The sequence below is a fragment of the Porphyromonas uenonis 60-3 genome, from assembly GCF_000174775.1.
In the GTDB taxonomy this organism is placed as follows: domain Bacteria; phylum Bacteroidota; class Bacteroidia; order Bacteroidales; family Porphyromonadaceae; genus Porphyromonas; species Porphyromonas uenonis_A.
In genome coordinates, this window is the sequence record NZ_ACLR01000224.1 from 1 (window position 1) to 12,807 (window position 12,807).

The 12,807-nt window shown below is 54.3% G+C and carries 10 protein-coding genes and 1 tRNA gene; 2 read left to right on the plus strand and 9 right to left on the minus strand.

Translation table 11 applies throughout. The features are described from left to right. On the minus strand, positions 1-1,682 hold a 1,682-nt coding region (locus PORUE0001_RS08895), incomplete at its 3' end, for a leucine-rich repeat domain-containing protein (RefSeq protein ID WP_007366125.1). Between the two features lie 461 nt (positions 1,683-2,143). Next, entirely contained in the window at positions 2,144-2,494 is a 351-nt protein-coding gene (locus PORUE0001_RS08900) for a hypothetical protein (RefSeq protein WP_007366121.1), read from the minus strand. Between the two features lie 1,322 nt (positions 2,495-3,816). Here PORUE0001_RS08900 and PORUE0001_RS08910 point away from each other — a divergent pair. Continuing rightward, a tRNA-Met gene (locus PORUE0001_RS08910) sits at positions 3,817-3,890 on the plus strand. 94 nt (positions 3,891-3,984) lie between these two features. Here PORUE0001_RS08910 and PORUE0001_RS08915 read toward each other — a convergent pair. The 7 genes from PORUE0001_RS08915 to PORUE0001_RS08945 are packed head-to-tail and all read right to left on the minus strand — an operon-like array spanning position 3,985 to position 10,990. Then, a complete protein-coding gene (locus PORUE0001_RS08915; protein ID WP_007366122.1) occupies positions 3,985-4,362 on the minus strand; it encodes a RidA family protein in 378 nt (125 codons plus the stop codon). Positions 4,363-4,390: 28 nt separating this feature from the next. Further along, positions 4,391-5,134 (minus strand): 23S rRNA (guanosine(2251)-2'-O)-methyltransferase RlmB, encoded by a 744-nt coding sequence (rlmB, locus tag PORUE0001_RS08920; protein ID WP_007366126.1) that lies wholly within the window; start codon positions 5,132-5,134, stop codon positions 4,391-4,393. Further along, complete coding sequence (locus PORUE0001_RS08925) at positions 5,127-6,809, minus strand: DNA repair protein RecN (protein ID WP_007366123.1); 1,683 nt, start codon at positions 6,807-6,809, stop codon at positions 5,127-5,129. The genes rlmB and PORUE0001_RS08925 overlap by 8 nt, the downstream gene beginning before the upstream one ends. Before the next feature lie 8 nt (positions 6,810-6,817). Next, on the minus strand, positions 6,818-7,738 hold the full coding sequence (locus tag PORUE0001_RS08930; RefSeq protein WP_007366118.1) for a DUF4835 family protein: 921 nt from the start codon (positions 7,736-7,738) through the stop codon (positions 6,818-6,820). Between the two features lie 4 nt (positions 7,739-7,742). Beyond that, positions 7,743-8,972, minus strand: a complete 1,230-nt coding sequence (gene coaBC / locus PORUE0001_RS08935) for a bifunctional phosphopantothenoylcysteine decarboxylase/phosphopantothenate--cysteine ligase CoaBC (RefSeq protein ID WP_007366120.1) — start codon at positions 8,970-8,972, stop codon at positions 7,743-7,745. A gap of 31 nt (positions 8,973-9,003) precedes the next feature. After that, positions 9,004-9,771 carry a 3'-5' exonuclease gene (locus tag PORUE0001_RS08940; RefSeq protein ID WP_007366119.1) on the minus strand — a complete coding sequence of 256 codons (768 nt, stop codon included), beginning with the start codon at positions 9,769-9,771 and terminating at the stop codon, positions 9,004-9,006. Positions 9,772-9,781: 10 nt separating this feature from the next. Continuing rightward, entirely contained in the window at positions 9,782-10,990 is a 1,209-nt protein-coding gene (locus tag PORUE0001_RS08945; protein ID WP_007366124.1) for a DNA polymerase III subunit beta, read from the minus strand. Positions 10,991-11,561: 571 nt separating this feature from the next. Between PORUE0001_RS08945 and PORUE0001_RS08950 the strand changes: the two genes are divergently transcribed. Continuing rightward, positions 11,562-12,761, plus strand: a complete 1,200-nt coding sequence (locus tag PORUE0001_RS08950; protein WP_007366117.1) for a saccharopine dehydrogenase family protein — start codon at positions 11,562-11,564, stop codon at positions 12,759-12,761. Positions 12,762-12,807 lie beyond the last annotated feature (46 nt).

Consider the following 12,807-nt stretch of genomic DNA (forward strand, 5'->3'; position numbering starts at 1 on the left):
ACATTCAAGCTGGTCAGCTGATTACTCCCGCAATTAAGCGTAGTCAAGGCGGTACAGCCCAAGACGTTTAAGCTAGTCAGTTTGCCTCCAGTCCACGAGAATTCCTTCAGCGATTGGCATCCCGAAAGATTGATATTGGTTAGTGGGTTGCGCCCACAGTAAAGCTTTGTCAAGGCGGTACAGCCTGAGGCGTCCAAGCTGGTCAGTTGGCTCTCCCCGCAGTAAAGCTCTTTCAAGGCAGTACAGCCCGAAGCGTTTAAGCTGGTCAGTTGGCTCTCCCGGCAGTAAAGCTCTTTCAAGGCAGTACAGTCAGACACATCCAAGCTGGTCAGCTGACTGTAGTCGCAATTAAGCTTTGTTAAGGCGGTGCAGCCCGAGGCGTTCAAACTGAGCTGATTACCATTGCATGCAAGCTTTGTTAAGGCGGTACAGCCTGAAACGTCTAAACTGGTCAGTTGATCCCCTTCGCACCAAAGTTCTGTCAAAGAAGTGTAGCCTGACAGATTCAAGCTGGTTAGTTGATTGTCCACACAATAAAGGACCTCCAAGCCAGTGTTCTTTGAGAGGTCTAAGTAGCTTAGTTGGTTGTTGCTACACCGAAGCGACCATAAGGAGGGACAGTCCAATATGTTCAAGCTGGTTAGTTGATTCTTCTCGCAGGAAAGAGATTCCAGGGAGTAACAGCCAGTAACGTCCAAAGTGGCCAAATTATTGCTGGAGCACTCAAGATAGGTCAAGAAGATACAGCCCGATACATCCAAGTTGGTCAATTGATTGTTGTGGCAGTCAAGCTTTGTTAAGGCAGTACAGCCCGAAACGTCCAAACTGGTCAGTTGATTGTTGGGGCAGCCAAGCGTTGTCAAGGCGGTACAGCCCGAGGCATTCAAACTGGTCAGTTGATTGCTGAAGCAGTAAAGCTTTGTCAAGGAAGTACAGCCGGAAACATCCAAGCTTTTCAGATTCCACTCGTTGCAGTCAAGCTCTGTCAAGGCGGTACAGCCCGAAGCCTTCAAGCTGATCCGTTGATTCGTCTTGCATTCAAGCCATTTCAAGGAAGTACAATCCGATACGTCCAAGCTGGTCAGTTGATTCCATGAGCATCTAAGATCTGTCAAGGCGGTACAGTCCGAGACATCCAAGCTGGTCAGTTGATTCCATGCGCAATCAAGCGATGTCAAGGCGGTACAGCCAGTGACGTTCAAGCTGGTCAGTCGATTGCCACTGCAGTCAAGCTTTGTCAAGGCAGTACAGCCCGAGACGTTCAAGCTGGTCAGTCTACTGACACTGCAGTTAAGCTTTGTCAAGGCGGTACAGCCCGATACGTTCAAGCTGGTCAGATAATTGTATAGGCAGTTAAGCTCTGTCAAGGAGGGGCAGCCCGAGACGTCCAAGCTGGTCAGAGAATTACCCTTTGATCTAGTACTCTCGCAGTTAAGCTTCGTCACATCGCCTCGAATAGTGACCTTCTGACTGGTGAGGATATAATCAAAGCCCCCATCTGCGTAGTATACTATTTTCACACCCTCAATGGTGAAATTGCCATTTGCCTCGATTTTTAGAAAGATTTTCGCTCCGACAGTTCGGGAGGTGGTCATGGTGATGACGCCTTCGGCGAGGAGGGAGCTACTCACGAGCAACGAGCCGAGGAGAATGAAGAGCCAGATGCGTAGTTGTTTGCTCATAGTGTGGTTGATAGTGATTAGTAGTTAGTGGATAGTTTTGGAGTCTATAGATGTTACGAGTAACCCGTTGTAAGGTCGCACGGAACGATGGGGCAAGCGGGACGAACACTGTAGGGACGCTCGTAAGTGTCAAGCCGGAGGGCGTCCGTTGTATCCGTTGGCTCTTGGCTTTTAGCTGTTGGCTCTTGGCTAGAGCTACAGCGTCCGTTACTGCACCCTGTAGGGACGCACGATCTGTGCGTCCGTCCCCGTCAAGGCCACGATGCTGTAACTTTCGTTCTACAACGGACGCTCAGACCGAGCGTTCCTACACGGCGACGTATCGCTTTGATACAACGGACGCACAGATCGTGCGTCCCTACACAGGGTTACTCGTCTCATTAGATGCGTCTTAGGGAAGAGCTACCCTCCTGCAGGACTGAGAGTAGTCCCGCAGAAAGTGTAGACCTTTATAGAAGTTGTTACTTCGCACTATCTTCTGGAGATGAGATGGCGAAGTACTGAATAGTGCAGCTATCTTCCATATCTATGTTCTGCCCAATTAGTGAAGCAAATGGGTGTCCAGGATACTCTTTCTGAGGGATAGCCCTTAGGACAGGTTGACCTCGGAATACCCACCTCTTGTCAGACATCTTCTGCGTCCAGTGAGCGACCTCGTAGATCTCTAGGATGACCTTTTGATGTACTATGAGTACATAGTGTACATCCTTTATTTCGGCAGCACTAAGCTTCCAATCACCAGCAACTTGCTCATAGAAACTGTTGGAGGAGAAGTTTGTTGGGTTGTAGGTCTGGGGGATCTTTACTGCCAAAACCTTTTCCCAGCATTGGTTGTTAGATGTTGCGTTAGACCATTTTTGAATGGTGAGCGACTTGCAATTATTGTTCATAAGCGATTTGTATTAAGAGTGAATTGATTCGTATTTGCAGGTAGGGTCGTATGGAGATACGACGAGGGGGCTTGTGCTGGGCGTAGCGTGGCACAAGCGCGTAAAGAGACGACAAACGGGGCGGACGCGGATGGTGTCAGCCTGCGGATCGTGTGATATGGGTGATTATTAGTTACCCCTGTGTAGTCGCCTAGAGGGGGCTTCTGCGCGCGTTTTCGGGAGGGGGGGGGGGGGTAAACATGCTGTCCATCAGTGAGATGTAACGACAGGGAGGCTTTGAAGCGTGCGTGCGAGCGTGCGAAAGGTCAGGGTGCAAGGCGACGACCTCGCTACACGGGCGTGTGGTGAGGCGGTCGTGGGGAGACCTCGTGGTACTATAATAATAGGTCGTACCGCTACTATAATCATAGGTGCCTTGGCACCTGTCAATGCTATACGCTGTCGTACTCATACGGACGCTACGCGGTTACGATGCGGATGGCGGCGCACCACGAACGTGTGGCGAGACACCCTGAGCCGTAACCTTTTGCGCAAAGTTATACCTTTATTTTGAGTTGTGCAAGAGAGGGGAAATTAGAGGTTAGAAGTTAGAGGTTAGAGGGGATAGGGATCGGAGCTATCGGGCGAATAGTCCAATGAGGGGACGCACGAGACGAGTAACGGGTGTAGGGACGCACGGTCGTGCGTCCGTTGTGTCAAAAACGATACGTGTAGCCCCGTGTAGGGACGCACGATCTGTGCGTCCGTTGTGTCAAAGGTTACGGTGTCCGTTGTATTAACGACAGTGGGTTACACGTCCCGTTTTAACGGGAACGGACGCACGACCGTGCGTCCCTACAACCGTTACTCGTCCCGTGCGTCTAGACAAGTCGTTATTCGTCCGAGGCACTTTGACGCACTCCGAGGACCCTGGCACCACACCTCCGAGGAAATAGAAATTGCCTCGGTGGAAAATGGAAATCCTTCACGGAGGCATAAAAAATTTTATCGGAAGTTTGATTTGCTTCTTCCGAAGTTTCATTTCATTCTTCCGAACTTTTATTTCGGCCCTCCGTGGGGAATTTTCGTTTGCTCCGTGGAGATCGGTGATTTCCTCGGGAGGAATTTGCATTGAGTCAGAAAAGTCGAGGAAGTTTTGAAGGAGTCTGAGCGACGAAATTGAGGAGTTTTTTCGCGGGAGCGTTGGTTTGTTCGGGAATATTGTGTACCTTTGCACCATCTAAGGGGGGAACCCCTCTGTGGATGGCGAGGTAGCTCAGCTGGTTAGAGCGTCGGATTCATAATCCGGAGGTCGAGGGATCGTGACCCTCTCTCGCTACTTACTAAATCAAAACAGCACCCTGACTGCGGTCAAGGTGCTGTTTTGCTATTATTCACTTGGGGTCTACTACTTGAGACTTTTGCAACAGTCTCTACTTGTGTGCGATCACTTCGATCTCGACGAGTCCGCCCTTGGGAAGGGTCTTGACAGCTACGGCTGAGCGTGCGGGGAAGGCGCCTGAGAAGTGCTTCTCATAGACTGCATTCATCGCTGCAAAGTCGCCCATGTCGGCGAGGAAGCAGGTGGTCTTGACGACCTGATCGAAGGTAAAGCCAGCCTCGTCGAGGATAGCCTTGAGATTGCGAAAGACTTGCTCCGTCTGTGCTGAGACATCCTCCGAGACGAAAGCGCCAGACTGGGGATCGAGCCCGAGCTGACCAGAGGTGATGAGCATGTCGCCGAAGGCTATTGCCTGGCTGTAAGGACCAATAGCTGCAGGAGCATTGGGAGTGGAGATTACTTTTTTCATAGTATACTTCTGATTGTATTGTGAACTTTTATAGTGTTGCGCCTTGCTGACGGACAACTTCGTAGAGCATGATGCCGGTGGCGACCGATACGTTGAGCGAGGAGATCTGTCCCAGCTGCGGTATGGAGACGCGGTCGGTGAGCTGCTTGAGGACGCCCGTGGAGATGCCTTTTTGCTCCGAACCCATGACGATGCCGAGGGGTGGCGTCATCGGGAGGGAGGTGTAGTTTGTCGTGGCATCCACATCGGCTCCGACGAGCTGCAGACCGCTATCGCGGAGGAAGCGACAAGCGGTCACGAGGTCACGCTCACGGCAAACGGGGATGCGCATGAGTGCTCCAGCGGAAGCATTGACCGCATCGGCCGTGACGGAGACGCTGTCGCGCTCGGGGATGACGATAGCGTGGACGCCAGCGCACTCGCAGGTACGAGCGATGGCGCCGAAGTTGCGCACGTCGGTGACTCCGTCGAGCAGTACGATGAAAGGCATCTGCCCCTCGTCATAAAGCATCGGTATGAGCGACTCTAGACGGGTATAAGTGATCGGCGAGATGAGCGCCACGACCCCTTGGTGGGCACCTCGTGTGAAGCGGTTGAGACGCTCGGCGGGGACCTCCATGACGGGTATGCCCTGGGCACGTGCGGTGCGTTTGATCTCTAGGAGTTCGCCCGTGGCGGCTCCTTTTTTCATATAGATTTTGTCTATGTCGCTATGGGAGGCGAGGCTCTCGGTGAGAGCGTGGATGCCGTAGATGAGTTTTTGCTTAATCATGAGCTGTGAGTAATGTGTGTGCGGCAGCGATGGCCTCGGGTGTGATCTGGTCGCCACTCTGGAGGCGCGCTATCTCGCTGATGCGCTCTTCGGGGGTGAGGAGGCGGAGGTGCGAGTGGGTCTCGCCGCGGGTCTCCTCTTTATAAATGAGTATATGCTGGGTGGCTGCCGAGGCGATCTGCGGAAGGTGGGTGATGACGAAGATCTGCTGGCGCTCGCCCATCGTGTGGAGCATGTCGCCTATGCGGGAGGCGGCGATGCCAGAGGTGCCGGTGTCGATCTCGTCAAAAACGATGGCGGGCGAGCTGGCTAGCTCGGCGGAGCTTGTGGTGGCTTGACTGCGCAACGCTTTGAGCGCTAGCATCAGTCGGGCTATCTCACCGCCCGAAGCGATGTCGGTGACGGGGCGGAGTGGCTGGTCGCTGTTGGCTGAGAGGAGGAAGTCGACCTGGTCCACACCTCGCTCGGTCGGCTTGTCGAGGAGCTGCAGGGCTATGTCAAAGCGTGCGTGTGGCATCTCCAGCTGGCAGAGCGTCTCGGTGACGCTCCGTGCGATGGACTTAGCAGCCTTGGCGCGTGCCTCGTGAAGTTGCTTGCCTAGGGTGAGCACTTCGGTGCGCTGCTGAAGGACTTCGGTGCGTAGTGTAGCTAACTCTTGCTCGTACTGAGCGGTGTGAGCGAGCTTAGCACCCAGCTCTTGGCTGTACTCGATGAGTTCTTCGGGGGATAAGAGGTTATGCTTTTTGAGCAAAGCATTGATCCCGCCTAGGATGGTGTTGATTTCCTCTAGGCGTGAAGGATTGTAAGCGACCTCGCCCTGCAGACGGCTCAGGTCGCTCTCGATGTCGTCTAGCTCGATGACGAGGCTCCGCATGCGCTCGGTATAGTTGCTGAGCTCGGGGAGGTAAGTGGCGGTCTGCTCCATCTGCTCCTGCGCCGTGGTGAGCTGATCGACGATACTGTGAGGCCTGTTGAGGAGCGCAAGGATACTCTGCAGACCTTCCTGGATCTCCTGCGTGTGGGTGAGTCGCTCGGCCTCGTCGGTGAGGTCGGTGAGGGAGTACTGCTCGAGCTTGAGCGCTGAGATCTCTTCGTAGGCTCGGCTGTTGATCTCGTACTCTGCCTCGGCTTGCTGAGCCTCTGTGCGAAGCTTCTTAAGTCGTATGGCGTTGTCGTGGTAGCGCTGGTAGGATCGATGGTAAGCCTCGACGAGATCGGCCTCGGCGCCTAGCTGCGAGTCGATGAGCGCGATCTGATAAGCGCCCTCACGGAGCAAGAGATTGCGATGCTGCGAGTGAACGTCCAGGAGGAGTGCGCCTAGCTCCTCCAGCTGAGCGAGGGTTACGGGGGTGTCGTTGACAAAGATGCGACTACGTCCCGTCTGTCGTATCTCACGTCGTACGAGACAGCTCTCCTCGACCTCTAGCTCCTGCGCTTGCATCCATTCGATGACCTGAGGACTGAGCTGAGTGAACTCGCCTTCGATGACGGCTTTCACACAACCCTGACGAATGGTCGACATGTCGGCACGACCTCCCGCTAGTAGTTGCAGGGCTGAGACGAAGATACTCTTGCCCGCTCCCGTTTCGCCGGTGACCGCTATGAGTCCCGTGGGGAAGGTGCAGGTGAGCTCCTTGATGAGTATGTAGTCCCGTATGTATAAGCTGTGCAGCATGTGGCGGATTACTTCTTTAAGGCTGAGAGCTTGCTCCCTTCTGTCGGGAAGATCTTGGAGAGTGTCTTATAAGCTGCCGTACGGCTCTCCTGCGAAGCGCCTTCTACCAGAAGAGGTAGCTCGTCTAGCTTGGTCTGTGCGAAGATCTGTAGGAGCGGCGACAGGCTATTCGCCTGCCAGGTCTCCTCGAGGAGGGAGAGTTGGTCAAGTATATTGGTATATCCACGCCGCACGTTGCTCGTAAGGAGGTCTAGTCCCTGGCGATGGTACTGATACCAATAGTTTCGCCACGATTGGTGCGCTGGATCGTTGTAAGCTTGGCTGATAGCGTAGCGATTGTTGTCGCTGGCGTAAGCTTTCCAGCCCGACCAGTCCATCATCTGCTGAGCTGTCGCCACTAGTTGCTGCATCTGCCGTGCGGCGTAGTCGCCTCCTAGTGGCGCAAAGGAGTCAAAGTCCAAGGCTAAGATGAGATAAGCGTAGAAAGCGACCGTCGCCACGAGGTTATTGTCAATCTGTGTCGGAGAATAGACCAGCTGCTGGTAGGGAGCGTACTGAAAGTTGAGCTCACGGTCCAGATGTACCACCAGAGGAGTCGTATAGGAGGCACCGTAGACGGGGCGCTGTGCGGAGATGCTCAGCTCGGCCGTGTAGAGTCCGTCGTCCGAAGCGGTCAAAAGGTTCAGACCCCAGGCGCATTCGATTCGCTCTACGGGTGAAAAGGTGGCATTCGTCCAGCGCGTTTGGTTGATCATGTCGGTCAATTGCTGGGTTAAGTCGGACACGATCGCCTGATCGGCGGAGGAGCCGAGGCGATCTGCATTGACCGTGACGCGAGCATTCAGCTCTTGCGCCAGACTTTGCTGAGGAAGCCACAGAAGTAGTGCCACAAGGGCGAGGAGTAGACGCTTCATCTGGTGGAAGTTCATAAGACTAAACGAGCTGCGTGCGATGCTTTAAGACGAAGTCCACGATCTGCTTCGCCACAACCGCCTTACTCTCCAGAGGTAAGTCGCAACGAGCGCCCGCTTTGTCCAGGATTAGCACCTTATTCGTCGAGACTCCAAAGCCCGCTCCCGCATCGCTCGTCGAGTTAAGCACGATCGCGTCGAGATGCTTGCTACACAGCTTGCCTTCGGCTGCCGAAGTGTCCACAGAAGTCTCTAGAGCGAAGCCAACTAAGTACTGTCCCGCACGACGCTTCGCCCCAAGGGTCGCTGCGATGTCGGGATTTTGCATCAGCGTGAGCTGCATCTGCTCACCGCCACGACGCTCCTTCTTGATCTTTCCCTGGACACGTTCCTCGGGTCGGTAGTCAGCCACCGCTGCTGCAAAGACCGCTACCGAGCTACGCCCGAAGGTCTCCTCAGCCACCGCCAGCATCTCCTCGGCAGTCATCACGGAGTGTACGACAATGTGCGGGTTGGTCGGCCGTAGATGCGTTGGTCCCAAGACCAAATGCACCTCAGCGCCCTGCTGCGCAAAAGCTTCCGCCAGTGAGATGCCCATCAGTCCCGACGAATGGTTGCCAATGAAGCGTACATCGTCGATCGGCTCGTAAGTAGGCCCCGCCGTGATGGTGACGCACTCCCCCGCTAAGGGTAGTTTCTCCGCTTTAGCGGTGAGCATTGCGACCGCCTGCTCTAAGATCTCCTCCGGCTCCTGCATACGTCCACGACCTGTCAGACCACTCGCGAGAAAGCCCTCAGCGGGCAACGCTTGCGCCACACCGTCCTGCGCCAGTATCTCCAGATTGCGGGCGGTCGTCGGGTGAGACCACATATCTAGATCCATCGCTGGTGCGATCAGCACCGGCGCACGCATCGCTAGGTAAGTGGTCACGAGGATATTGTCGGCAATGCCGTGAGCCATCTTGCCGATCGTGCTAGCCGTAGCCGGCGCTATGATCATCAGATCAGCCCACGTGCCCAGCGTCACGTGACTATGCCACGAGCCGTCACGGCGATCGAAGAAGTCTGAGACCACCGCATGCTGTGAGAGCGTGGCGAGCGTCAGCGGCGTGATGAACTCCTTAGCCGCAGGCGTCATAACCACCTGCACCTCGGCACCCTCCTTGACCAGCAGGCGTACGAGCGAGGCGCTCTTGTAGGCAGCTATCCCGCCCGTGATCCCTACGACTATATGCTTATTCTGTAAGCGCATGGCTATCTCTCGTGTAGCGTGATGACTCGTTCTAAGGCTTCATCCGCTCCTTGATCAGGAGGAACTGACGCTTCGTGTCTCGCGAGAAGTCCGCCTGCATGAGCCAGCTCAGGTAGCCTGGCTCTTGGCGAAAGACCTCTTCGACGGAGCGTCCCTTGTGCTTGCCAAAGTTAAAGACTGGCACGTCGTTGTCGTCTAGGACGATGCGTCCCGAGAGGTCCACGTTGCGATGGTAAGTGGTCAGGTCAGACAGCTCCTTGACACTGTGTGGGAGCTCATCGCCATACTTATCCAGTTGCGCCATCAGCACATCGAGCGTAGCGATCGTGTCCGCCTCTGCACCGTGCGCTCCGATATGCTCACGATGACAGTAGAAGCGTACAGCCCCCTCAAGGGTACGTGGCTCCATCTTGTGAAAGATCGTCTGCACGTCTATGTGCTGCATAGCGAGTAGGTCCACCTCCACGCCAGCACGGAGAAACTCCTCCCCAAGCATCGGCAGGTCAAAGCGCTGCGAGTTGTAGCCCGCTAGGTCGCACCCGTCGATCAGCTCCGCTAAGCTCTTGGCACAAGCTCTAAAGGGAGGGCAGTCACGCACATCGTCGTCCGTGATACCATGTATCGCCGTGCTCTCGGCTGGGATAGGCATCTCAGGGTTGAAGCGTCGCGTCCGTACGATCCGCTCGCCATCGGGCATCAGCTTCAGAATGGTCAACTCAATGATGCGATCATTCGTAATATCCAGTCCCGTAGCCTCTATGTCAAAGAAAACTAGCGGACGTTCCAGTTGTAACTTCATAGCCTAATCCTTAGATACGTACAGGAGCCGTGATACCTCTCAGATCCGTCTGGTCAGCCACCTTAGTCGGTGTGATCATAATCGGCTGCGTAGCATTGGTAATGTGTAGCTGTAGGCTCTCAGCGTTGAACGCCTTGAGGAACTTGATGAAGGTATTCGTCTTAAAGGTGATCTGCATTCCTTCCATCTGCTCAGGATAGTCCACCGGTATACGCTCCTCGACATCAACTCCAGGCGTATTCGCGCCCTGTGCGTAGAAGCCCCCCTTCATCACCATCGCATGCTCCTCAAAAGTGATACAGAGCAAGCTCGAGTCAGCGCCCAGCCCCACGATATTGCTCAGATAGTTGACACGAGTCGTAGCGCGCTGGAGGACTTGGCCGTCTATCTCGATCATGTAGGTCATCGCGTCGGGGAGCAGCCCGTTGTAATTGGGGAAGTCCAGCACACTCACCTGCGAAACCACATTGTAAGTGCCGAAGCGTACCTCAACCTGCTTATTATTGAAGATGACTAGCGCCTCCTCATTGGCAAAGTTTGGCAGGATAGACTGAAGGAAGCTAGAGACCTTGATCGGGAGCGTGAAGCTTGGATCCCTGAGCGAAGCTTGTGCCACCTCGCCCTCCTTCTCGACGATCCGAGCATCGTAGTCTATGTAGCGTACGAGCTGTACATTGTCCGTCGCACAGAGCTCTAGACGATCCGAGAGCATGACAAAGTGCACGCCATGTAGCTGTTCGCGCGACGTATCAGGGTAAGCCGCTGGTAGCACGGCCGATATACCAGAGAGGAGGCTAGAGCTATTCATACTCATCATCGCAGCCCCCTCGCTATCCTCGGGAGACTCACGAGAGACATAGAGCTCAGCGTCTCCGATGGGTATATCGAGGTATCCCGTCGAGTGGATCAAGTGGATAAATCTCGCCCCCTCCTCAGTCGTCTGCATCTCCAGCGTCAGCGGCTGTACGGGCAGCGACTTGATATAGTCTAGTAGAGGTGTGGGAGCTATCAGGAAGTGCATATCGCCATCACACTCTAGCGGAGCGATCACACCAGTCGAGCGCATCATCGTATCCCCACCCGTCACGGAGATCCGCTCGGGAGTCACCTCAAAGAGGTAGTTAGCCAGCGCTGGCATAGAGACATTGCTCGCAGGGACAAGGCGTCCTACATTTTGCAAGAGCGTGGAGAGCTCGTTGCTATTGACGGTAAACTTCATATATGATTCCTATCTACTGATTATACCACAAAGATAATAAAAACTCTCCCCACGACAAAGGGGAAGCTGGACTTGAGAGGTGAGATGTTAGAGATTAGAGGTTAGAAATTAGAGGTTAGAAGTTAGACTTTAGAGGTAAGAGATCCGATCACTCAGATGGCCCAGATAGCTCCGACAACTCCGATATTTTCATCTAGTCGCCCGCCAGCCGTTGACAGCCGATCACTGCCACTCAGCCCACACCTCCGAGGAAATCGAAAATATCTCGGTAGAAAATGGAAATCCTCCACGGAGGGATAAAAAAATTCTTCCGAACTTTGATTTGCTTCTTCCGAAGTTTCATTTCATTCTTCCGAACTTTTATTTCCCGGCTCCGTGGAGAATTTTCGTTTTCTCACTGGATATTTCCGATTTCCTCAGGAGGGGAGGGCTAGCTAACCTCTAATCTCTAACTTCTTTTTCGTATCTTTGGCAGGGCAAAGTAGCAACGACGCTCGAGCAGCCGCAAAGGATGCTGGCGTAGCTACCGCAAACCTCATGAATCTCTAACGCTTTTAACTATACAACCTCTATGACAAGAGTGATCATCATCGGAGCTGGTGGCGTAGGCACCGTAGTAGCTCACAAAGTGGCTCAGAATGCTGAGACCTTTACCGATATTATGCTGGCGAGCCGCACTAAGTCTAAGTGTGACGCCATCGCAGCACAGATAAAGAACGTCAAGATCCAGACCGCTCAGGTGGATGCTGACGATGTGGAGCAACTGGTACGACTATTCGAGAGCTTCCGCCCAGACATCTGTATCAACGTAGCGCTCCCCTACCAAGACTTGACCATCATGGAGGCGTGTCTCAAGGCGGGCGTCAACTACCTTGACACGGCAAACTACGAGCCCCTAGACGAAGCTAAGTATCAGTACAGTTGGCAGTGGGCGTATCACGACCGCTTTAAGGAAGCTGGCCTGACGGCTGTCCTAGGGTGTGGCTTTGACCCAGGCGTGACCAGTATCTTCACCGCTTATGCGGCTAAGCATCACTTTGACGAGATGCACTACCTTGACATCGTGGACTGCAACGGCGGCGACCACCACAAGGCGTTTGCAACCAACTTCAACCCAGAGATCAATATCCGTGAGATCACCCAAAAGGGTAAGTACTACCACGAGGGCGAGTGGATCGAGACGGAGCCTCAGGAGATACATCGTCCGCTACACTACCCAGGTATCGGCGTACGCGAGTCTTATCTGCTCTACCACGAGGAGCTGGAGTCGCTCGTCAAGCACTTCCCCACGATACGTCGGGCGCGCTTCTGGATGACCTTCGGGGAGGAGTATCTCAAGTACCTCGAGGTGATCCAAAACATTGGTATGGCAAGCATCGAGCCGATCAACTACAATGGACAGGAGATCGTGCCGATCCAATTCCTCAAGGCTGTCCTGCCTAATCCTCAGGAGCTGGGCGAGAACTATACGGGCGAAACCTCTATCGGCTGCCGCATCCGTGGCGTCAAGGACGGCAAGGAGCGTACCTATTATATATGGAACAACTGCTCTCACCAAGCAGCCTACCGTGAGACGGGCACGCAGGGTGTCAGCTACACGACGGGTGTCCCCGCTACGACAGGCGCACTGATGCTCGCCAAGGGCATATGGGGAGGCGCTGGTGTCTTCAACGTTGAGCAGTTTGATCCAGATCCCTTCCTCGAGGAGGTGGCTCGTCAGGGACTGCCGTGGCATGAGTCCTTCGACATCGACATTGAGTTCGAGAAGTAAGACTTACACATATAAATAACGAGTAACGACTTGTAGGGACGCACGC